Here is an 18,872-nt window from a genome sequence, read left to right as displayed (position 1 = left end):
CCATCAATCCATGAAGCCCTGGAGCTTCAATTCGATGGAGCGCGGGTTCTCGCCCTCGGCAATCGACAGCAAGCCCTCGAGCAGCATTTCACGGTAACGCGACTGGCGCATGGCGATCGACTTGAGCTTGCTGGCCACCGGCAGCAGCACCAGGTTGGCGCTCGCCACCCCGTAGATGGTGGCGACGAAGGCCACGGCAATACCGCTGCCCAATTGCGACGGATCGGCCAGGTTACCCATCACGTGGATCAGGCCCATTACCGCACCGATGATGCCGATGGTCGGCGCGTAGCCGCCCATGCTTTCAAAGACTTTGGCGGCGTTGATATCGCGGCTTTCCTGAGTGAAGAAATCCACCTCCAGGATGCTGCGGATCGCTTCCGGCTCGGCGCCGTCCACCAGCAACTGCAGGCCTTTGCGCGCGTAGCTGTCGGGCTCGGCATCGGCCACGCCCTCCAGGCCCAGCAGGCCTTCCTTGCGGGCGGTAAGGCTCCAGTTGACCACGCGGTCGATGCCGCCGGCCAGGTCGACGCGCGGCGGGAAAATAATCCAGATCAGGATCTGCATGGCGCGCTTGAACGAACTCAATGGCGACTGCAGCAACGCGGCCCCCACCGTGCCGCCGATCACGATCAGCGCCGCCGGCCCGTTGGCCAGGGCGCCGAGGTGGCCGCCCTCAAGGTAGTTGCCGCCAATGATCGCGACGAACGCCATGGTGATGCCGATCAGGCTCAAGACATCCATCAGAGGCAGGCCTCCACCAGGTGCTTGCCGATGTCATCCAGGCTATAGACCGCATCGGCCAGGTCGGCCTTGACGATCGCCATGGGCATGCCATAGATCACGCAGCTGGCTTCGTCCTGAGCCCAGATCGCACTGCCGCCCTGCTTGAGCAACCGCGCACCTTCGCGACCATCGGCGCCCATGCCGGTGAGCACCACCGCCAGAACTTTGTCGCCGTAGGACTTGGCCGCCGAACCGAAGGTGATATCAACGCAGGGCTTGTAGTTGAGGCGTTCGTCACCCGGCAGGATTTTGATCGCACCACGCCCGTCGACCATCATCTGCTTGCCGCCCGGGGCCAGCAGCGCCAGGCCCGGACGCAGGATGTCGCCATCTTCGGCTTCCTTGACGCTGATGCGGCACAACTTGTCCAGGCGCTCGGCGAAGGCCTTGGTGAATGCCGCCGGCATGTGCTGGATCAGCACGATCGGCGCCGGGAAGTTGGCCGGCAACTGAGTGAGCACGCGCTGCAACGCTACCGGGCCACCGGTGGACGTGCCGATGGCCACCAGCTTGTAGGCTTTGCGCTTGGGCGCCGGCGAGTGGCTTGTCGACGCCGATGCCCGCGCGGGAGCCGCCGCCGGCCGGGCAACCGGCGCGGGGGCCGGACGCCCGAACGTCGAACTGCTCGGCGCCGCCGGAGCAGCCGGAGCAGGTGCCGGCGAAGGCGAAGGCGCGCTGAACAGGCTGCGACGGTTGCTGCGGGAAATGCTGTGGACTTTCTCGCACAGCAGTTGCTTGACCTTCTCGGGATTGCGCGAGATGTCTTCGAAATTCTTCGGCAGGAAGTCCACGGCCCCCGCATCCAGCGCGTCGAGGGTCACTCGGGCGCCTTCATGGGTCAGCGAGGAGAACATCAACACCGGAGTCGGGCAGCGCTGCATGATGTGCCGCACCGCCGTGATGCCGTCCATCATGGGCATCTCGTAGTCCATGGTGATGACATCCGGCTTCAACGCAATGGCTTGATCAATCGCCTCTTTGCCGTTGGTGGCCGTGCCGACCACCTGGATGCTTGGATCGGCGGAAAGAATTTCCGAGACGCGGCGGCGGAAGAAACCCGAATCGTCCACCACCAGGACCTTGACTGCCATAAACACTCCGTTAGGCGGGGCGGGCTGACCGCCCTGCCCCGCCAGAATCAAATACGCCGAGCGGCGTAACGCTTGAGCATGCTCGGAACATCGAGAATCAGCGCGATCCTACCGTCACCGGTGATAGTCGCACCCGACATGCCCGGGGTTCCCTGCAGCATTTTGCCCAAAGGCTTGATGACTACTTCTTCCTGGCCGACCAGTTGATCGACCACAAAGCCGATACGCTGGGTGCCCACGGAGAGAATCACCACATGGCCTTCGCGCTGTTCTTCATGCGCCGCCGATGCCACCAGCCAGCGCTTGAGGTAGAACAGCGGCAACGCCTTGTCGCGCACGATCACCACTTCCTGGCCGTCCACCACGTTGGTGCGCGACAGGTCGAGGTGGAAAATCTCGTTGACGTTGACCAGCGGGAAGGCGAAGGCCTGGTTGCCCAGCATCACCATCAGGGTCGGCATGATCGCCAGGGTCAACGGCACCTTGATGACGATCTTGGAACCCTGGCCCTTGGTCGAGTAGATATTGATCGAGCCGTTGAGCTGGCTGATCTTGGTCTTGACCACGTCCATGCCCACGCCACGGCCCGACACGTCGGAGATCTCGGTCTTGGTCGAGAAGCCTGGGGCGAAGATCAGGTTGTAGCACTCGGTGTCGGTCAGGCGGTCGGCGGCATCCTTGTCCATCACGCCACGCTTGACCGCGATGTTGCGCAGGATGGCCGGATCCATGCCCTTGCCGTCGTCGGTGATCGACAGCAGGATATGGTCGCCTTCCTGCTCGGCCGCCAGGATCACCTTGCCGCCACGGGACTTGCCCGAGGCTTCACGTTCTTCCGGGGTTTCCACGCCATGGTCGACGGCGTTGCGCACCAAGTGGACCAGCGGGTCGGCCAGGGCCTCGACGAGGTTTTTGTCGAGGTCGGTTTCTTCGCCTACCAGTTCCAGGTTGATTTCTTTCTTCAGCTGGCGCGCCAGGTCGCGAACCAGGCGCGGGAAGCGGCCGAAGACTTTCTTGATCGGCTGCATCCGCGTTTTCATCACGGCGGTCTGCAGGTCGGCGGTCACCACATCGAGGTTCGACACGGCCTTTTGCATGGACTCATCGCCACTGCTCAGGCCCAGGCGCACCAGGCGGTTACGCACCAATACCAGTTCGCCGACCATGTTCATGATGTCGTCCAGGCGCGCGGTATCGACCCGCACGGTGGTTTCGGCTTCAGTCACAGGCTTGTCGGCCACCGGCGCGGCGGCGGCCGCTCGTGCAGGGGCAGCCGCGGCGGCCGGAGCAGGCGCAGGCTTGGCGGCCGGGGCGGCGGCCTTCGCGGCTACCGGTGCAGGCTTGGCGGCGGCGGCCGTCGCTGCGGCGGCCGGGGCCACTTCGCTGAACTTGCCTTTGCCGTGCAGATCGTCCAGCAGTGCTTCGAACTCATGATCGGTGATCAGGCCGTCGCCGGCGGGTTGGGCCGGTGTCGCCGGTTTGGCGGCGGCCGGTGCCGCAGGGGCTGCCGCGGTGGCGGCCACTTCCGGCAGCGCATCGGCGGCGAAGGTGCCCTTGCCATGCAACTGGTCGAGCAACGCTTCGAATTCGTCGTCAGTGATATCGGTGCTGGCAGTGGCAGCGGCCGGCGCCGGCGCTGCGGCGGCGGGTGCCACGGCGTCGGCGGCGAACTGGCCCTTGCCGTGCAACTGATCGAGCAGCGACTCGAACTCGGCGTCGGTGATGTCTTCGCTGGTCGGCGCCTGCGACGGGGCCGCTGCAGCAGGAGCTTCAGCTTCGGCCTTGACCGCGCTGAGAGAGCTGAGCAGCTGTTCGAACTCGCTGTCGGTAACGTCCGGTTCCGGCGCCGGCTCAGGTTCCGCCACCGCCTCAGCCACGGGCTCGGCCGCCAGGTCGGCAGGCTCCGCGTAACGCGCCAGGGCGGCCAGCAGTTCCGGGGTGGCAGCGGTGATCGGGGCACGTTCGCGCACTTGGCTGAACATGCCGTTGACCGCATCGAGTGCTTCGAGAATCACGTCCATCAACTCCGAGTCGACGTGCCGCTCACCCTTACGCAGGATGTCGAACACGTTCTCGGCGATGTGGCAGCACTCCACCAGCTCATGGAGCTGGAGGAAGCCGGCGCCCCCTTTTACAGTATGAAAACCGCGAAAAATTGCATTGAGCAGGTTCGCATCATCCGGGCGGCTTTCCAGCTCGACCAGTTGTTCGGACAGTTGCTCTAAAATTTCGCCGGCCTCTACAAGGAAATCCTGAAGGATCTCTTCATCGGCGCCGAAGCTCATGTGGGTGCTCCTTAGAAGCCTAAACTGGATAACAGGTCATCTACGTCATCCTGACCTGACACAACGTCTTCACGTTTATCGGCATGAATCTGCGGACCTTCACCCTTGGCGAGATGTTTTTGTGGATCTTTTTCCGAGAGGATCGCTTCGCGGTCATGTTCGATGCCGGCGAAACGGTCAACCTGGCCTGCCATGAGCACCAGTTTGAGCAAATTGCTTTCCACTTCGGTGACCAACTGCGTCACACGCTTGATCACCTGACCGGTCAGGTCCTGGTAGTCCTGGGCCAGCAGAATGTCGTTGAGGTTGCTGGACACCGTGCGGTTGTCCTGCTCGCTGCGTGACAGGAACCCTTCGACCCGGCGTGCCAGCTCGCGGAACTCTTCAGCCCCCACTTCCCGACGCATGAAGCGGCCCCAGTCGGCATTCAGGGCCTGGGCTTCATTGGCCATGCCGTTGACCAGAGGCGTGGCGTTTTCCACCAGGTCCATGGTGCGGTTGGCCGCCGCCTCGGTCAGCCTGACCACGTAGGACAGGCGTTCGGTGGCATCGGTAATCTGCGAGATTTCTTCGGCCTGGGGCATGTGCGGGTCAATCTGAAAATTGACGATTGCACTGTGCAACTCGCGCGTGAGCTTGCCCACTTCCTGGTACAGGCCTCGGTCACGGGTCTGATTGAGCTCATGGATTAACTGCACCGCGTCGCCGAAATGACCTTTTTCAAGGCTGTCGACCAGTTGGTGAGCATGTTTTTTCAGGGTTGACTCAAAGTCTCCCTGTGACGTTTCTTTCTGCTCCATAGCTCCCCCGCGATGGCATTAGCCGTGGATGCGTTCGAAGATTTTTTCGATCTTCTCTTTCAACGCCTGTGCAGTGAATGGCTTGACCACATAACCGTTAACGCCGGCCTGGGCAGCTTCGATAATCTGTTCACGCTTGGCTTCGGCGGTCACCATCAGCACGGGCAGGTTGCGCAGCTTTTCGTCGGCGCGCACCCAGCGAAGCAAGTCGATGCCGGTCATGCCGGGCATGTTCCAGTCCGTGACCAGAAAGTCGATGCCTCCGCTGTTGAGGATCGGCTGCGCCGTGATGCCATCATCCGCCTCGACCGTGTTGGTGAACCCAAGGTCACGCAACAGGTTTTTTATGATCCGCCGCATCGTTGAGAAGTCATCAACGATGAGGATTTTCATGTTCTTGTCCAATTCGACCTCCAAGCAGTCTTAAACGCGCCCAGCACCTGGACGCGCCATTTCAATCAACAGGCATTACACAAAAAGGACTGCCGGGGCCACCACGGGCCGAACCCGCGCAGGCCCATGGCCCACGCGGTATCGCTCTGCAGTGTCCCCACACTGCCTGTCAGCGCGCTCGCCACTCTCCCAGACGTCCCCGCAAGCGGGCGGCGCACTGGCTATGCAACTGGCTGACCCGCGATTCGCTGACCCCCAGCACCTCACCGATTTCCTTGAGGTTCAGCTCTTCGTCGTAGTACAGCGCCAACACCAAACGTTCACGCTCCGGCAAATTGGCGATTGCGTCCGCCAATGCCCCCTGGAAGCGTTCATCCTCCAGGTCGCGCGACGGCTCCATGTGAGCGCTCGCGCCGTCCTCGTGCAGCCCTTCATGCTCGCCGTCCTGCAACAGGTCGTCGAAACTGAACAGGCGGCTGCCCAAGGTATCGTTCAAAATCCCGTAATAATCGTCGAGACTCAATTGGAGTTCGGCCGCAACTTCATGATCTTTAGCGTCACGACCGGTTTTTGCTTCAATTGCTCGAATTGCGTCACTGACCATGCGCGTATTGCGATGCACCGAACGGGGTGCCCAGTCACCTTTACGCACTTCATCGAGCATCGCGCCGCGAATACGGATACCCGCATACGTCTCGAAACTCGCACCCTTGGTGGCGTCGTACTTGGTCGACACCTCCAGCAGGCCGATCATGCCCGCCTGGATCAGATCCTCCACCTGCACGCTGGCCGGCAACCGGGCCAGCAAGTGGTAGGCAATGCGCTTGACCAGGGGCGCATAGCGCTCGATCAGTTCACCCTGGCTGTCACGCGCCGATTTTTTGTAGAGGTTGTAACCGCTCGATGTCATAGCACTGGCCCTGCGCTCGTCTGATGCACCAATCGCTCGACGAAAAACTCCAGATGCCCACGCGGGTTGGCGGGCAGCGGCCAGGTATCGACCTTCTGGGCAATAGCCTTGAACGCCAAGGCGCATTTCGAACGAGGGAATGCTTCGTAGACCGCGCGCTGTTTCTGCACGGCCTTGCGCACACATTCGTCGTAGGGAACTGCGCCGACGTATTGTAAGGCGACATCGAGAAAGCGATCCGTGACCTTGGTCAACTTGGCGAACAGGTTGCGCCCTTCCTGCGGGCTCTGGGCCATATTGGCCAGGACGCGGAAGCGGTTCATGCCGTAGTCACGGTTAAGGAGTTTAATCAGGGCGTAGGCGTCGGTGATCGAGGTGGGTTCATCGCAGACCACCAGCAATACTTCCTGCGCGGCGCGCACAAAGCTGACCACGGACTCGCCGATCCCCGCAGCGGTGTCGATCACCAGCACGTCGAGGTTGTCGCCGATATCGCTGAACGCTTGAATCAGCCCGGCATGCTGCGCGGGGCTCAGGTGCACCATGCTCTGGGTGCCGGAAGCGGCCGGCACGATGCGGATCCCACCGGGGCCTTGCAGCAGCACATCGCGCAGCTCGCACCGGCCTTCGATCACATCGGCCAGGGTGTGTTTGGGCGTCAGCCCCAGCAGAACGTCGACGTTCGCCAGCCCCAGGTCGGCGTCCAGCAGCATGACGCGACGGCCAAGCTCTGCCAGCGCCAGGGACAAATTCACTGACACGTTAGTTTTTCCGACGCCACCTTTGCCGCCGGTCACCGCGATCACCTGTACGGGATGCATGCTGCCCATTTTATTTCTTTACCTTGTCTTGCTTAGACGCAGGCTACATGGCTTGGCCGCGTGAATCGCTTGCAGACCATCAATGTAGGTACATTGCATTGTGTTCATGTTGCTCAGCCCACCCGTTTTGCCGGGCTGTGGTACAGATCAGCGAACATATCGGCCATCGCTTCCTCGCTAGGCTCGTCCTGCATTTGCACGCTGACGGCACGGCTGACCAACTGATGACGGCGCGGCAGATGCAGATCATCCGGAATCCGCGGCCCGTCGGTCAGGTAGGCGACCGGTAATGCATGACCGATAGCCAGGCTCAACACTTCGCCCAGGCTGGCGGTTTCGTCCAATTTGGTCAGGATGCAACCGGCCAGCCCACAGCGTTTGTAGCTGTGGTAGGCAGCGGTAAGAACCTGTTTCTGGCTGGTGGTTGCAAGCACCAGGTAATTTTTTGACTTGATCCCACGCCCGGCCAGGCTTTCCAGCTGCATGCGCAGCGCCGGATCGCTGGCTTGCAGGCCGGCGGTGTCGATCAGCACCACGCGTTTGCGCAGCAGCGGGTCCAGGGCGTTGGCCAGGGACTGGCCCGGGTCGACATGGGTTACCGGCACGTTAAGAATGCGCCCCAGGGTCTTGAGCTGTTCCTGGGCACCGATACGGTAGCTGTCCATGCTCACCAGCGCGATGTTATGCGCGCCGTACTTGAGCACATAACGCGCCGCCAGCTTGGCCAGGGTGGTGGTCTTGCCCATGCCGGCAGGACCGACCATGGCGATCACGCCGCCCTCTTCCAGGGGTTCGATTTCCGGGGTGACGATCATGCGGGCCAGGTGCGCCAGCAGCATGCGCCAGGCCTGGCGTGGCTCGTCGATTTCAGTGGTCAACGCCAGCAAGTCGCGGGACAACGGGCCGGACAGGCCGATGCGTTGCAGGCGACGCCACAGGTTGGCTTGCTGCGGCTTGCTGCCTTGCAACTGGTTCCAGGCCAGGGAGCCCAGTTGCACTTCCAGCAATTCACGCAGGCCATTGAGTTCAAAACGCATCGAATCGAACATGCGCTGGTCGACGGCGGCGGCCGGGGCTGGCGCGGCGGGACGCGGCGGTTCGACAAACGTAGGCTCAACCAGCGGCTCGGCGGCGGTCAGCGGCAGGCCGGCGAACAACTGGCGATTGGTGGTGGCATCGCTGTCGCCGCGCATGCTCAGTTCGGCCTGGGCCGAGACGATGCGCGAAGCGGTCTTGCGCAACTCGTCCTCGAGCTCCATGTTGGGAACGCGTGGCGCCAGCGCCGAGGGGGTGTAGTCCAGGGCAGCCGTCAGCTCGACACCGCCGGCAATACGACGGTTACCGATAATCGCGGCGTCGGCGCCCAGCTCATCACGGACCAGTTTCATGGCCTGACGCATATCGGCGGCGAAAAAACGCTTCACTTGCATAACCCACTACCCTCAGCCGTTGGGCCCTACTGTCGCGACGATAGTCACTTGCTTGTTGTCAGGAATTTCCTGATAAGCCAACACGTGCAAATTCGGTACTGCCAGGCGTCCAAACCGCGACAACATCGCTCGGACCGGACCCGCCACCAGCAGAATCACCGGTTGGCCCTGCATTTCCTGGCGCTGTGCGGCGTCGATCAACGAACGCTGCAGTTTTTCAGCCATGCTTGGCTCCAGCAGAACGCCTTCTTCCTGGCCTTGCCCTGCCTTCTGAATACTATTGAGCAATATTTGTTCCAACCTTGGTTCCAAGGTGATAACAGGCAGCTCGGAGTCAAGCCCTACAATGCTTTGCACGATTGCGCGGGACAATCCGACGCGCACCGCGGCCACCAGCGCGGCGGTATCTTGACTCTTGGCGGCGTTGTTGGCGATGGCTTCGGCAATGCTGCGGATGTCGCGCACCGGCACTTGTTCGGCCAGCAGCGCCTGCAGCACTTTGAGCAATTGCGACAGCGACAGCACGCCCGGCACCAGCTCTTCGGCGAGTTTTGGCGAGGCTTTGCCGAGCAACCCCATCAATTGCTGGACTTCCTCGTGGCCGATCAGCTCGTGAGAGTGCTTGTACAGGATCTGGTTCAGGTGCGTGGCAACCACGGTGCTGGCGTCGACCACGGTGTAGCCCAGGGATTGGGCCTGGCTGCGCTGGCTGATTTCGATCCACACCGCTTCCAGGCCGAAAGCCGGATCTTTGGCGGTAATACCGTTGAGGCTGCCGAACACCTGGCCGGGGTTGATCGCCAGTTCGCGATCGGGGTAGATCTCGGCTTCGGCCAGGATCACGCCCATCAGGGTCAGGCGGTAGGCGCTGGGCGCCAAATCGAGGTTGTCGCGAATGTGCACGGTGGGCATCAAAAAGCCCAGGTCCTGGGACAGCTTCTTGCGCACGCCCTTGATCCGCGCGAGCAATTGGCCACCCTGGTTGCGGTCCACCAATGGGATCAGGCGGTAGCCGACTTCCAGGCCGATCATGTCGATCGGGGTCACGTCATCCCAGCCCAATTCCTTGGTTTCCTGGGCGCGGGCCGGGGATGGCAGCAGTTCCTGCTGGCGAGCGATCTCTTGCTGGGCCTGGACCTTGACCATGTTCTGTTTTTTCCAGAACAGGTAAGCCGCGCCACCGGCCATGGCTGCCATGCTCAGGAACGACACGTGCGGCATGCCCGGCACCAGGCCCATGATCGCCATGATGCCCGCCGCCACGGCCAGGGCCTTGGGCGAGGCAAACATCTGCCGGCTGATCTGCTTGCCCATGTCTTCGGAGCCCGACGCACGGGTCACCATGATCGCCGCCGCTGTGGATAACAACAGTGATGGCAATTGCGCCACTAAACCGTCACCGATGGTCAGCAAGGCGTACACCTTACCGGCATCGCCGAAACTCATGCCGTGCTGGAAGATACCGACCGCCATGCCGCCGATCAGGTTGATGAACAGGATCAACAGGCCAGCGATGGCGTCACCGCGCACGAATTTACTGGCACCGTCCATGGAGCCGTAGAACTCGGCTTCCTGGGCGACTTCCAGGCGGCGCGACTTGGCCTGGTTCTGGTCGATCAGACCGGCGTTGAGGTCGGCGTCGATGGCCATCTGTTTGCCGGGCATGGCGTCGAGGGTGAAACGCGCGCTCACCTCGGAAATACGCCCGGCGCCTTTGGTCACCACCACGAAGTTGATGATCATCAGGATGGCGAACACCACGATACCGACCACGTAGTTACCGCCGATCACCACTTCACCGAAGGCCTGGATCACCTTACCGGCGGCGGCGTGGCCGTCCTGACCGTGCAGCATCACCACGCGGGTCGACGCGACGTTGAGCGCCAGGCGCAACAGGGTCGCCACCAGCAGGATGGTGGGGAACACCGCGAAATCCAGCGGACGCAGGGCGTACACGCAGACCAGCAGCACCACCACGGACAGCGCGATGTTGAAAGTGAAGAACACGTCCAGCAGAAACGGTGGCATCGGCAACATCATCATTGCCAGCATCACCAGCAACAACAACGGCACACCCAGATTGCCCCGCGACAGGTCAGTCAGGGTGCCACGGGCCGTGCTGAGCATTTGAGAGCGATCCACCACCGGTATTCCTCGTTTCCTTGAAGCAAACTTTTGACGCCAGCTGGCGACTTGCAGGCGGTATTGCAAGAAGCCTTCCAACTTTACTTTTGTGCCTGGAGAACCTCACAAACACTCGGGGGATCGGATGTTGTCATCCAAATGTAATGAGGGGGCTTGCCCCCGATTGCAGTCTGTCTGGCCTGGATCAGGTGCCTGATACACCGCCATCGGGGGCAAGCCCCCTCCCACATTTGCGCTATGTGCAGCCAGCGCTGCTGAGGACATTTATTGCAAGAATTGGGGACCGTCTCTAGGAGGCCCGCTCGCTAGTCCAACACCGAAGAACTGAAGCTCAAAGGGCGCGAACGTTTTCAGCCTGAGCACCTTTGGGCCCCTGGGTAACCTCGAACTCCACTTTTTGCCCCTCTTCAAGGGTCTTGAATCCGTCGCTCTTTATGGCCGAGTAGTGGACAAATAGATCGCCCCCACCGTCCTGAGTGATAAATCCAAAGCCCTTCTCCGCGTTAAACCACTTCACAGTACCTGTTGCCATTGCCGTTCTCCGTACACTTCAATTAAACGCAGATCAGCTTGATCTCGCACGCATAGACTCCATCAGGACGATGGATTTTCTGAAATGCCACTCTCTGGCCCTGCGAAAGCAAACGACCGCCTGAGCTGAGCAGATCGACCGCCACCACCTCACCCCACTCCTCCGGAGCGATCAAACCCTTGCCGGTCTGTGGGTCATACGCTTGAACCCAGCCTTTAAAAACCTGCATTTCCCACTCCCTGCATCTTGATGCGCAGCGAGGTTATGGAACCGCGAGAAAGCGATGCTGGCTACTGTCAAAGTTGACAGGTAGACACTGATCAGCGACGAGTGGTAACGGCCAATGGGAGGACTTATGGATGAGGAGACCTTGCGGTGAGAGCAGGCCTGCCACAGCACGACTGATCACCCGACGGCTCAGGAATCGCGGCGCAGATCCGGCGGAATCGGCAGATCCTTGAGCGGATCAGGACGCTTGCCCTTGCCGGCGCGATACTGGCGAATCTGATAGACATACGCCAACACCTGGGCCACCGCCAGATAAAGCCCGGCGGGAATTTCCTGGTCGAGGTCGGTGGAGTAGAAAATCGAGCGCGCCAATTCCGGCGATTCCAGCAGCAGGATGTCGTTGGCCACCGCGATTTCGCGGATTTTCAGCGCGGTGAAGTCGCTGCCCTTGGCCAGCAGCATCGGCGCCCCGCCCTTCTCCGGGTCGTACTTGAGCGCCACCGCGTAGTGGGTCGGGTTAGTGATGACCACGTCGGCATCCGGCACCGAAGCCATCATCTTGCGCTGCGACATCTCGCGCTGCAGCTGACGGATGCGCTGCTTGACCTCGGGCCGACCTTCCTGGTCCTTGTGCTCGTCGCGCACCTCCTGCTTGGTCATCAGCAGTTTCTTATGGCTTTCCCACAGCTGAATCGGAGCGTCCACCGCAGCGATGAGGATCAGCCCGGCCGCCATCCACAGCGCACTCCAGCCCACCACCTGCACGCTATGGATAATCGCTGACTCCAACGGCTCATGGGCAATGCGCAGCAAGTCATCAATATCGGACGACAACACCGCCATGGCCACGAACAGAATCAATATGAACTTGGCCAAGGCCTTGAGCAGCTCGACCAGCGCCTTGGCCGAAAACATGCGCTTGAGCCCCGCCGCCGGGTTCATGCGGCTGAACTTGGGCGCCATGCTGCTGGCGGCGAACAGCCAGCCGCCAAGGGACACCGGGCCGATCAGCGCGGCCAGCAGCAACGTAATCAGAATCGGCTGTACCGCCAGGATCGCGATCTTGCCCGAGTGCAGCAGGTACTGGCCCATCGCGCCGGGGCTGAGCAGTACCTCGCGGGGCAAGGCGAAGTTGAGCTTCATCAGCTCCATCAGATCCAGGGCCAGGCCGCCGCCATAGATCAGCAGCGCACCGGAGCCGGCCATCATGGTGGCGACGGTATTGAGCTCTTTGGAGCGGGCGATTTCGCCCTTTTCCCTGGAGTCCTTTTTGCGTTTCTCCGTGGGGTCTTCTGTCTTGTCCTGACCACTCTCGCTCTCGGCCATGGCTCAGCGCGCCCGTGCCAGATCACGTAAAAACTGCAAGGCGTCGGTCGCCAGCGGTTGATACTGATTGAGAATGTCGGCCAGGCCGATCCAGAAAATCCCCATGCCCAACACCAGGGTCAATGGGAAACCGATCGAGAAGATGTTCAGTTGCGGCGCCGCACGGGTCATCACGCCAAACGCGATGTTGACCACCAGCAGCGCCGTGATCGCAGGCAATACCAGCAACAGTGACGCGCCCAGCACCCAGCCGAGGCGCCCGACGATTTCCCAGAAATGGTTCACCACCAATCCTGAGCCCACCGGCAGCGTGATGAAGCTTTCGGTCATGACTTCGAACGCCACCAAATGACCGTTCATGGCCAGGAACAGCAAGGTCACCAACATGGTCAGGAACTGCCCGATCACCGCCGCCGACACACCGTTGGTGGGGTCGACCATGGAGGCAAAGCCCATGCCCATCTGGACCGAGATGATTTGCCCGGCGATCACGAAGGCCTGGAAAAACAGGCTCAGGGAAAAGCCGAGCAAGGCGCCGATTAGGATTTGCTCGGCGATCAGCAGCAGCGCGCTCAGGTCCAGCGCATTTACCGGCGGCATCGGCGGCAGCCCGGGCACGATCACCACGGTGATCGCCACCGCGAAGTACAGGCGCACCCGCCGCGGTACCAGGGTCGTGCCGAACACCGGCATGGCCATCAACATCGCCGTCACGCGAAACAGCGGCAGGATGAACGAGGCCACCCAGGTGCTGATCTGCGTGTCGGTCAAGGCCAGCAAGGATTGCATCGAATCAGCCGATCAACTGCGGAATACTGCCGTACAACTGCAGGATGTATTCCATGAACGACTGCACCAGCCACGGCCCGGCGACGATCAGCGTGACCAGCATCACCAGCAGGCGCGGCAGGAAGCTCAAGGTCTGTTCGTTGATCTGGGTCGCGGCCTGGAACATCGCCACCAGCAGGCCCACCAACAGGCTGGGCACCACCAGCACGGCGACCATCACGGTGGTCAGCCACAGCGCTTCACGGAACAGGTCGACGGCGACTTCTGGGGTCATAGCGCTATACCCCTCCGAAACTGCTGGCCAAGGTGCCGATAATCAACGCCCAGCCATCCACCAGCACAAACAGCATGATCTTGAACGGCAACGAGATGATCAGCGGTGACAGCATCATCATCCCCATGGCCATCAGCACGCTCGCCACCACCAGGTCGATGATCAGGAACGGGATAAAGATCATGAAGCCGATCTGGAACGCGGTCTTCAATTCCGAGGTGACGAACGCCGGCACCAGAATGGTCAGCGGCGCCTGGTCGGGGCTGGCGATGTCGGTACGCTTGGACAGGCGCATGAACAGCTCAAGGTCGCTGGAGCGGGTCTGCGACAGCATGAAATCCTTGATCGGGCCCTGCGCCTTGTCGATGGCGTCCTGGGCGGTGATTTTCTCCGCCAGGTAAGGTTGCAGGGCTTGCGTGTTCACCTTGTCGAACACCGGCGCCATGATGAACAGCGTCAAGAACAGCGCCATGCCGGTGAGGATCTGGTTCGAAGGCGTCTGCTGCAGGCCCAACGCTTGCCGCAGGATCGAGAAGACGATGATGATCCGCGTGAAGCTGGTCATCAGCATGACAAACGCCGGGATAAAGCTCAGCGCGGTCATGATCAGCAGGATCTGCAGGCTGACCGAATACTCCTGCGCGCCGGCCGCGTTAGTGCCCAGCGTAATAGCCGGGATCGACAGCGGGTCGGCGGCGAACGCCAGCGGCGCCGCAAGCCACAGCATGAGCGTCAATAAAACGCGCATTACTTATTATCCTTCTGGTCCTTGCCCAGCAACTCCATCAGGCGCTGGGCAAATTCCGGCGTGGCGGACTGGGTCTTGTCGACATTCACAGGGGTCTTGAGCACGTGCAATGGGGTGATGCGGCCGGGTGTGATACCCAGCAGAATCTGCTCCTCGCCCACTTGCACCAGCACCAGGCGATCACGCGGGCCGAGGGCGCGGGCACCGATCATCTCGATGACCTGGCCGTTGCCCGGCCCCACGCGCTGCACGCGGCGCATCAGCCAGGCCAGCACAAAGATCAAACCCACCACCAGCAACAGGCCCAGCACCAACTGGGTCAGTTGCCCGCCCACGCTGCCCACCACCGGCGCGGCAGCGGCCTGAGCCACTGGCTCGGCCGCCCAGGCCGGCAGGGGCAGCGCGATTAACAGTCCCACCGTGAGCCGGTTCATATCAGCGCAGCTTCTTGATGCGTTCGCTCGGGCTGATCACGTCGGTCAGACGGATACCGAACTTTTCGTTGACCACTACCACTTCGCCGTGGGCGATCAGCGTGCCGTTGACCAGCACGTCCAACGGCTCGCCGGCCAGGCGATCCAGCTCGATCACCGAGCCCTGGTTGAGTTGCAGCAGGTTGCGGATGTTGATTTCGGTGCTGCCCACTTCCATGGAAATCGACACCGGAATATCCAGGATAACGTCCAGGTTCGGACCGTCGAGGGTCACCGGGTCGTTGTTCTTCGGCACGCTGCCGAATTCTTCCATCTGCAGGCGGTTGCCGGCTGGCGCGGTGGCGGCATCAGCGGCCAGCAGGGCATCGATATCGTCCTGGCCGACATCGCCGGTTTCTTCCAGGGCAGCCGCCCATTCATCAGCCAGGGCCTGGTCTTCGGCGGAAGTGTTTTCGTGTTCGGTAGCCATTACATGTCCTCGGCGAAGCAAACATTTATAAATTAGGGGTCAGCGGCGGGTGATCGGCTCAACCACTTGCAATGCCAGGTTGCCCTTGTGGGAACCGAGCTTGACCTTGAACGACGGCACGCCATTGGCGCGCATGATCATTTGTTCCGGCAGCTCCACCGGGATGATGTCCCCAGGCTGCATGTGCAGGATGTCGCGCAGACGCAGCTGGCGGCGCGCCACGGTGGCGCTGAGCGGCACGTCGACGTCCAGCAGGTCTTCGCGCAGGGCCTTGACCCAGCGCTCATCCTGGTCGTCCAGGTCGGACTGGAAGCCGGCGTCGAGCATCTCGCGCACCGGCTCGATCATCGAGTACGGCATGGTCACGTGCAGGTCGCCGCCACCGCCGTCGAGTTCGATATGGAAGGTGGAGACCACGATGGCTTCGCTGGGCCCGACGATGTTGGCCATGGCCGGGTTCACTTCCGAGTTGATGTACTCGAAATTGACTTCCATGATTGCCTGCCAGGCTTCCTTCAAGTCGATGAAGGCCTGCTCAAGCACCATGCGCACCACCCGCAGCTCGGTGGGGGTGAATTCACGGCCTTCGATCTTGGCGTGACGGCCGTCGCCGCCGAAGAAGTTGTCCACCAGCTTGAACACCAGTTTGGCGTCGAGGATGAACAGCGCGGTGCCGCGCAGGGGCTTGATCTTGACCAGGTTGAGGCTGGTGGGCACGTACAGCGAATGCACGTACTCGCCGAACTTCATCACCTGCACGCCACCCACCGCCACGTCCGCCGAACGGCGCAGCATGTTGAACATGCTGATGCGCGTATAACGGGCGAAACGTTCGTTGATCATTTCCAGGGTCGGCATGCGTCCACGGACGATGCGATCCTGACTGGTCAAGTCATAACTTTTGACGCTGCCGGGCTCGGCAGCCATTTCGGTCTGTACCAGACCATCGTCGACGCCATGCAACAGCGCATCGATTTCATCCTGGGACAGCAGGTCCTGCACGGCCATGTCGTGATCCTACTGCAATACGAAGTTAGTGAAGAGCGCCTGTTCGACCACTACTTTGCCGAGCTCTTTCTGGGCCACTTCCTGCACGCTGGCGGTGACCTTCTGGCGCAGCATTTCCTGGCCGACCGGGGTGGCCAGGGTGTCGAAGCTCTGGCTGGAGAACAGCATCACCAGGTTATTGCGGATCACCGGCATGTGCACCTTGAGGGCATCCAGGTCCGATTGGTTGCGCGCCAGCAAGGTGATGCTCACCTGCAGGTAACGCTGACGGCCGTTCTGATTGAAGTTGGCGACAAACGCCGGAAGCATGGGCTCGAAGATTGCCGGTTGCTTGACGTTGGTAGCGGTTTCGGCGGCGGGAGCCGGTTTGCTGGCACTGCTGTGCATGATGTACCAGGTGCCGCCCACCGACGCGCCAATGGCCAGGAGCAGGCCCACGACTATCAACAGAATAAGCTTGAGCTTACCTTTGCCCGCGGGTGGTTTTGCTGCTGCGTCTTCGCTCTTCGCCATGCCAATAATCCGTCACTATTCGGGGATTCATAGATCTACGGGAAGGCAAGAGCAAGTGTTATGCCAGAGTTGTCTGGCTGAACACAGACAAAGGAACACCACAAATCAAGTGTGGCAGGGGGCTTGCCCCCCAATAGCGGTGTATCAGCCAACCGATGTATGAACTGACACATCCTCATCGGGGGCAAGCCCCTTCCCACATTGTGATCTGGTTTCGTCAGTGGGTAATTAAGTTGGAATGCGATTCGAGTGGGAGGGGGCTTGCCCCGATGAGCATGGGCATCTACACAGACCTTAAAGGCTGACACATAACTCTGTAGTGAGCGGGCTTGCCCCGCGCCGGGCTGCGAAGCGGCCCCAAACCCAGGCACCTCGGAGTGTCAGCTGAAACCACATCGCCTGGAATAGGGCCGCTTCGCAGCCCGGCGCGGGGCAAGCCCGCTCACCACATCAAAGCCCGCTCACCACTTCAAAGCCAGCTCACCACAGCAAGCCCCCTGCCCCATTTTGTCCTATGCCAGACCTACATCAGGCGTAGTAATCGACGGCGCTGGAGCCGATCACCGTCGAAGTGACGGGCGCCACTGCTTCGGCCACATCAATGTGGCTGCCGTTGTCACCGCTGTCGCCGCCCCGCCCGCTGCGACTAACGCCCCCCGTCTGCGCCTGTTGTTGCTGCTGTTCCTGACCACGGGACTGGTCGGACACGTTCACATCCACCTGCCCCATGCCTTGCTGGGCGAACATTTCACGCAGGCGGCCGGACTGGCTTTCCAACGCTTCACGCACCACTGGGTGGGCGCTCATGAAGTTGACCTGGGCCTGCTGGTCGGCGGTCATGTTGACCTTGATATCCAGGCGCCCGAGTTCGGCCGGCTGCAACTGGATTTCCGCCGACTTGAGGTTGGCGCTCGACAGGTACATCACGCGGTTGACGATCTCATCGGTCCAGCCGCTCTGGTGCATGGCCAGCGGCGCATTCGCGACGGGCGGCAAAGCGTTGGCGGTTTTCGGTGTGGCGGCCTGGGTCAGGGCGGCCAGGCGGTTGGCGAAGTCATCGACACGCGTGTCGCTGCCAGCGCTCTTGAGGTCCTTGAGGCCGTCGTCGATCAAACCGCCAAAGGCCTTGTCGCCCCCTTGGTCGGTGCTGTCCTTGGTAGCCTGCTGGTCGACCAGGGTGGCCAGGCCGGCAGCGAAATTCTGCGCGGCGGTCGGTTGGTCCAGGGTCGGCGTCGACGCATTTTTGGCTGGCGCCTGGCTGCTGGCCGACACATGACCGCCCTGCTCCATGGCCAGGCGCACGGCCGGCATTGCATCCAGCGGGTCGGCCGCAGGGTCGAACGCGGGCTTGGCCTCTTCGCTCGCGGCCACCGGCACCGGCGGCGCGGCAACCAATGGCTGGACGTGATCATCCGGCGTGTCGGCGACCGGTGTCGGGGCTTCCACCGGCACCGGCACGGCCACCGGGGTAACGGCCGCGATCAGCGCCGGGTCGACCACCGGGTCGGCCGGGAGCTGCTGCACCAGGGCCGGATCAACCGGGGCATCATCGTCCGAACCGACGCTGTCGTCCGCCTTGGCCGCAGGCGGGCCGGCAGGCAAAGGATTGCCGCTATCGGCAACCGCCGGTGCCTTGGCGGCAGGCTTGTCACTCCCGGCAGCCGGCTTGGCGCTGGCATCGACGGGCTTGTCGCGGCTGGGTCTGGTGGAGTTGTCGTCGCCTTTGGAGGCAGGCTTTGAACCCTGGCTGGCGAACACTTGAGCGAAGCCAGGGCCCTTGTCCCGTGGCTCCGCAGCCACCGCCGGTAGATTGGCGGCGGGCGCTTGAGGCTTGGCCGCGGGGGCAGCCTGAAGAAGCGAATTCGGGGCGACTGGCATGGTAAAGGTCTC

20 protein-coding genes are annotated in these 18,872 nt (G+C 61.8%); all 20 read right to left on the bottom strand.

Annotated features, from left to right (window positions below; genetic code table 11):
- Positions 1-3 precede the first annotated feature (3 nt).
- Positions 4-744: a flagellar motor protein gene (locus tag OSC50_RS07025; RefSeq protein ID WP_253508740.1), complete on the bottom strand. Its 741-nt coding sequence runs from the start codon at positions 742-744 to the stop codon at positions 4-6.
- Complete coding sequence (locus OSC50_RS07020; protein ID WP_266246281.1) at positions 744-1,877, bottom strand: protein-glutamate methylesterase/protein-glutamine glutaminase; 1,134 nt, start codon at positions 1,875-1,877, stop codon at positions 744-746. The genes OSC50_RS07025 and OSC50_RS07020 overlap by 1 nt, the downstream gene beginning before the upstream one ends.
- Before the next feature lie 47 nt (positions 1,878-1,924).
- Positions 1,925-4,162 (bottom strand): chemotaxis protein CheA, encoded by a 2,238-nt coding sequence (locus tag OSC50_RS07015; RefSeq protein WP_266246282.1) that lies wholly within the window; start codon positions 4,160-4,162, stop codon positions 1,925-1,927.
- 11 nt (positions 4,163-4,173) lie between these two features.
- Positions 4,174-4,962 carry a protein phosphatase CheZ gene (locus OSC50_RS07010; RefSeq protein ID WP_253508746.1) on the bottom strand — a complete coding sequence of 263 codons (789 nt, stop codon included), beginning with the start codon at positions 4,960-4,962 and terminating at the stop codon, positions 4,174-4,176.
- Between the two features lie 18 nt (positions 4,963-4,980).
- Complete coding sequence (locus OSC50_RS07005) at positions 4,981-5,355, bottom strand: chemotaxis response regulator CheY (RefSeq protein ID WP_162276696.1); 375 nt, start codon at positions 5,353-5,355, stop codon at positions 4,981-4,983.
- 169 nt (positions 5,356-5,524) lie between these two features.
- The gene (gene fliA / locus OSC50_RS07000) at positions 5,525-6,265 is read right to left on the bottom strand and encodes an RNA polymerase sigma factor FliA (RefSeq protein WP_181075814.1); all 741 of its coding nucleotides are present in this window, start codon (positions 6,263-6,265) and stop codon (positions 5,525-5,527) included.
- Entirely contained in the window at positions 6,262-7,095 is an 834-nt protein-coding gene (fleN, locus tag OSC50_RS06995; protein WP_003192912.1) for a flagellar synthesis regulator FleN, read from the bottom strand. The genes fliA and fleN overlap by 4 nt, the downstream gene beginning before the upstream one ends.
- Positions 7,096-7,199: 104 nt before the next feature.
- Positions 7,200-8,516 carry a flagellar biosynthesis GTPase FlhF gene (gene flhF, locus OSC50_RS06990; protein WP_181075816.1) on the bottom strand — a complete coding sequence of 439 codons (1,317 nt, stop codon included), beginning with the start codon at positions 8,514-8,516 and terminating at the stop codon, positions 7,200-7,202.
- 12 nt (positions 8,517-8,528) lie between these two features.
- A complete protein-coding gene (gene flhA, locus OSC50_RS06985; RefSeq protein ID WP_219855131.1) occupies positions 8,529-10,643 on the bottom strand; it encodes a flagellar biosynthesis protein FlhA in 2,115 nt (704 codons plus the stop codon).
- A gap of 349 nt (positions 10,644-10,992) precedes the next feature.
- Complete coding sequence (locus OSC50_RS06980) at positions 10,993-11,193, bottom strand: cold-shock protein (protein ID WP_181075820.1); 201 nt, start codon at positions 11,191-11,193, stop codon at positions 10,993-10,995.
- Positions 11,194-11,215: 22 nt separating this feature from the next.
- Positions 11,216-11,422: a S1 domain-containing protein gene (locus tag OSC50_RS06975; protein ID WP_181075821.1), complete on the bottom strand. Its 207-nt coding sequence runs from the start codon at positions 11,420-11,422 to the stop codon at positions 11,216-11,218.
- A 188-nt stretch (positions 11,423-11,610) separates the two neighbouring features.
- Complete coding sequence (gene flhB / locus OSC50_RS06970; protein WP_181075823.1) at positions 11,611-12,747, bottom strand: flagellar biosynthesis protein FlhB; 1,137 nt, start codon at positions 12,745-12,747, stop codon at positions 11,611-11,613.
- Between the two features lie 3 nt (positions 12,748-12,750).
- Positions 12,751-13,536 carry a flagellar biosynthetic protein FliR gene (gene fliR, locus OSC50_RS06965; RefSeq protein ID WP_181075825.1) on the bottom strand — a complete coding sequence of 262 codons (786 nt, stop codon included), beginning with the start codon at positions 13,534-13,536 and terminating at the stop codon, positions 12,751-12,753.
- A gap of 4 nt (positions 13,537-13,540) precedes the next feature.
- The gene (gene fliQ, locus OSC50_RS06960; protein ID WP_034099472.1) at positions 13,541-13,810 is read right to left on the bottom strand and encodes a flagellar biosynthesis protein FliQ; all 270 of its coding nucleotides are present in this window, start codon (positions 13,808-13,810) and stop codon (positions 13,541-13,543) included.
- A 4-nt stretch (positions 13,811-13,814) separates the two neighbouring features.
- Positions 13,815-14,558 carry a flagellar type III secretion system pore protein FliP gene (gene fliP, locus OSC50_RS06955; protein ID WP_253508748.1) on the bottom strand — a complete coding sequence of 248 codons (744 nt, stop codon included), beginning with the start codon at positions 14,556-14,558 and terminating at the stop codon, positions 13,815-13,817.
- Positions 14,558-14,992 carry a flagellar biosynthetic protein FliO gene (gene fliO, locus OSC50_RS06950; RefSeq protein WP_181075829.1) on the bottom strand — a complete coding sequence of 145 codons (435 nt, stop codon included), beginning with the start codon at positions 14,990-14,992 and terminating at the stop codon, positions 14,558-14,560. The genes fliP and fliO overlap by 1 nt, the downstream gene beginning before the upstream one ends.
- A 1-nt stretch (position 14,993) precedes the next feature.
- Positions 14,994-15,461 (bottom strand): flagellar motor switch protein FliN, encoded by a 468-nt coding sequence (gene fliN, locus OSC50_RS06945; protein ID WP_181075831.1) that lies wholly within the window; start codon positions 15,459-15,461, stop codon positions 14,994-14,996.
- Between the two features lie 39 nt (positions 15,462-15,500).
- Positions 15,501-16,469 carry a flagellar motor switch protein FliM gene (fliM, locus tag OSC50_RS06940; RefSeq protein ID WP_181075833.1) on the bottom strand — a complete coding sequence of 323 codons (969 nt, stop codon included), beginning with the start codon at positions 16,467-16,469 and terminating at the stop codon, positions 15,501-15,503.
- Positions 16,470-16,478: 9 nt separating this feature from the next.
- Positions 16,479-16,982 carry a flagellar basal body-associated protein FliL gene (gene fliL / locus OSC50_RS06935; RefSeq protein ID WP_181075835.1) on the bottom strand — a complete coding sequence of 168 codons (504 nt, stop codon included), beginning with the start codon at positions 16,980-16,982 and terminating at the stop codon, positions 16,479-16,481.
- A gap of 528 nt (positions 16,983-17,510) precedes the next feature.
- Complete coding sequence (locus OSC50_RS06930; protein WP_266246283.1) at positions 17,511-18,860, bottom strand: flagellar hook-length control protein FliK; 1,350 nt, start codon at positions 18,858-18,860, stop codon at positions 17,511-17,513.
- Positions 18,861-18,872: the final 12 nt, after the last annotated feature.

The sequence above is a fragment of the Pseudomonas quebecensis genome (assembly GCF_026410085.1).
GTDB lineage: Bacteria > Pseudomonadota > Gammaproteobacteria > Pseudomonadales > Pseudomonadaceae > Aquipseudomonas > Aquipseudomonas quebecensis.
The sequence above is the reverse complement of the archived record's forward strand: the minus strand, read 5'-3'. Positions and strand labels throughout refer to the sequence as shown.

Bases quoted from the DNA above. Each gene is read 5' to 3' on its own strand.
- fliN (WP_181075831.1), bottom strand. From the start codon at position 15,461: ATGGCTACCGAACACGAAAACACTTCCGCCGAAGACCAGGCCCTGGCT.
- fliQ (WP_034099472.1), bottom strand. From the start codon at position 13,810: ATGACCCCAGAAGTCGCCGTCGACCTGTTCCGTGAAGCGCTGTGGCTG.
- fliO (WP_181075829.1), bottom strand. From the start codon at position 14,992: ATGAACCGGCTCACGGTGGGACTGTTAATCGCGCTGCCCCTGCCGGCC.
- fliM (WP_181075833.1), bottom strand. From the start codon at position 16,469: ATGGCCGTGCAGGACCTGCTGTCCCAGGATGAAATCGATGCGCTGTTG.
- fliR (WP_181075825.1), bottom strand. From the start codon at position 13,536: ATGCAATCCTTGCTGGCCTTGACCGACACGCAGATCAGCACCTGGGTG.
- flhF (WP_181075816.1), bottom strand. From the start codon at position 8,516: ATGCAAGTGAAGCGTTTTTTCGCCGCCGATATGCGTCAGGCCATGAAA.
- OSC50_RS07005 (WP_162276696.1), bottom strand. From the start codon at position 5,355: ATGAAAATCCTCATCGTTGATGACTTCTCAACGATGCGGCGGATCATA.
- flhA (WP_219855131.1), bottom strand. From the start codon at position 10,643: ATGCTCAGCACGGCCCGTGGCACCCTGACTGACCTGTCGCGGGGCAAT.
- OSC50_RS07015 (WP_266246282.1), bottom strand. From the start codon at position 4,162: ATGAGCTTCGGCGCCGATGAAGAGATCCTTCAGGATTTCCTTGTAGAG.
- OSC50_RS06975 (WP_181075821.1), bottom strand. From the start codon at position 11,422: ATGCAGGTTTTTAAAGGCTGGGTTCAAGCGTATGACCCACAGACCGGC.
- flhB (WP_181075823.1), bottom strand. From the start codon at position 12,747: ATGGCCGAGAGCGAGAGTGGTCAGGACAAGACAGAAGACCCCACGGAG.
- fliP (WP_253508748.1), bottom strand. From the start codon at position 14,558: ATGCGCGTTTTATTGACGCTCATGCTGTGGCTTGCGGCGCCGCTGGCG.
- OSC50_RS06930 (WP_266246283.1), bottom strand. From the start codon at position 18,860: ATGCCAGTCGCCCCGAATTCGCTTCTTCAGGCTGCCCCCGCGGCCAAG.
- OSC50_RS06980 (WP_181075820.1), bottom strand. From the start codon at position 11,193: ATGGCAACAGGTACTGTGAAGTGGTTTAACGCGGAGAAGGGCTTTGGA.
- fliL (WP_181075835.1), bottom strand. From the start codon at position 16,982: ATGGCGAAGAGCGAAGACGCAGCAGCAAAACCACCCGCGGGCAAAGGT.
- OSC50_RS07020 (WP_266246281.1), bottom strand. From the start codon at position 1,877: ATGGCAGTCAAGGTCCTGGTGGTGGACGATTCGGGTTTCTTCCGCCGC.
- OSC50_RS07010 (WP_253508746.1), bottom strand. From the start codon at position 4,962: ATGGAGCAGAAAGAAACGTCACAGGGAGACTTTGAGTCAACCCTGAAA.
- OSC50_RS07025 (WP_253508740.1), bottom strand. From the start codon at position 744: ATGGATGTCTTGAGCCTGATCGGCATCACCATGGCGTTCGTCGCGATC.
- fleN (WP_003192912.1), bottom strand. From the start codon at position 7,095: ATGGGCAGCATGCATCCCGTACAGGTGATCGCGGTGACCGGCGGCAAA.
- fliA (WP_181075814.1), bottom strand. From the start codon at position 6,265: ATGACATCGAGCGGTTACAACCTCTACAAAAAATCGGCGCGTGACAGC.